Origin of the sequence: Streptomyces sp. NPDC046900, from assembly GCF_040644975.1 — a bacterium.
Lineage (GTDB): Bacteria > Actinomycetota > Actinomycetes > Streptomycetales > Streptomycetaceae > Streptomyces.
The window spans coordinates 1-1,336 of record NZ_JBEYXD010000254.1 but is presented as its reverse complement, the minus strand read 5'-3'; the positions used below and the strand labels follow the sequence as shown (position 1 = coordinate 1,336).

The 1,336-nt window shown below is 69.1% G+C and carries 1 protein-coding gene; it reads left to right on the top strand.

Annotation, left to right across the window (positions count from 1 at the left end; all coding sequences use genetic code 11):
* The first annotated feature begins 319 nt into the window (after positions 1–319).
* Positions 320–1,135, top strand: coding sequence for a class I SAM-dependent methyltransferase (locus tag ABZ904_RS51285; RefSeq protein WP_361006443.1), 816 nt, complete (start codon positions 320–322; stop codon positions 1,133–1,135).
* Positions 1,136–1,336 lie beyond the last annotated feature (201 nt).

The following is a 1,336-nucleotide window of genomic DNA, read 5'->3' as shown; positions in this document are numbered from 1 at the left end:
GCTCTCTTGCGTGCTCATGGCAACAACATTGGATTCCTGCACACGGCCCCCGCGTCCGACTGACTATCGGGCTCACTCGCACCAAGTAGAAACGATGTCCTCCGGACGGGCACCCCGCCCCATTTTCCCGGCCCCGGGGTGAGGCCGACAGGCCTCGGGATGACTGACTGACTAGGAACGGTTTAGTGGTCGCAGGCGGTCAGTGCGCGCATGACCGGCTGGCCGCGCACGAACCTAGCTCCGCTCATCAGGCCCCTTGGAATCGATCATCTAGGCTGGCGCGGTGACTGATGAGCAGGAGCGGGTGCAGCCGTCGGGAGTGTGGGCCACGGCGGTGGGGGTGGCCAGGGTGCGGGCGCTGGAGACCGAGCGGGAGAACGCGCTGTTCCGCGACCCACTGGCACAGGCCTTCGCCACCGCCGGCGGCCGGGGGCCCTCCTCGCCGCCGCTGCCTGGTGACGAGGCCGCGCGACGCCGTCGGCTGGGCGTGGCGTTCTCCATCGTCATCAGGACGAAGTTCCTCGACGACTTGTTGCAGCAGGCCTCCGCGTCCGGGGTCCGGCAGGTCGTGCTGCTCGGTGCCGGCATGGACAGCCGGGCCTTCCGGATGGACTGGCCCGAGGGCACCCGGCTGTTCGAGGTCGACACCGCCGCGCCACTGGACTTCAAGGCTTCGGTGCTGCGCCAGGAGCGGGCCGTCGCACGCTGCGAGCGGATCACCGTTGCGGTGGATCTGCGTGAGGACTGGCCAGGCGCGCTGGCCGCTGCAGGGCACGACCCGGCATTGCCGACCGTGTGGATCGCCGAAGGACTGCTGATCTATCTGCCCGAGGACGCGGTGGAGCTGCTGCTGGCCCGGATCAGCGCGCAGTCGGCGGCAGGCAGTCGGATGGGGCTGACGTTGGGCTCGCGTGGCGTGATCGAGCGCTTCGGCGCGGACGCCGTGCCGGGATCGGCGGCGTCCATGTGGGTCTCAGAGATGCCCGACGACCCGGTGGGCTGGCTGGCCGGGCATGGCTGGGAGGCAGACAGCCACACCCTGCGCGAGTGCGCTGCCGCCTACGGCCGCCCGATCAGCACTCCGCCGCAGCGCATGGAGCGGCCCGGCGGACTGATCTCGGCGGTCCGCCGGTAGAGCGCCTCCCGGTTCCCTGGATGATCGATTCGAAGGGGGCCGGCCTGATGAGTGGAGCCAGGTTCATTCGCGGCCAGCCGGTCATGCGTAAACCTCTTGGAATCGATCATCTAGAAGACTGCTGAAAATCTCGGGTTCTGGCCCCGGCTCGGTGGAGTCGGGGCCAGTCTTGTAGGCATGCAGGGGGAATGGGCCGGGGAG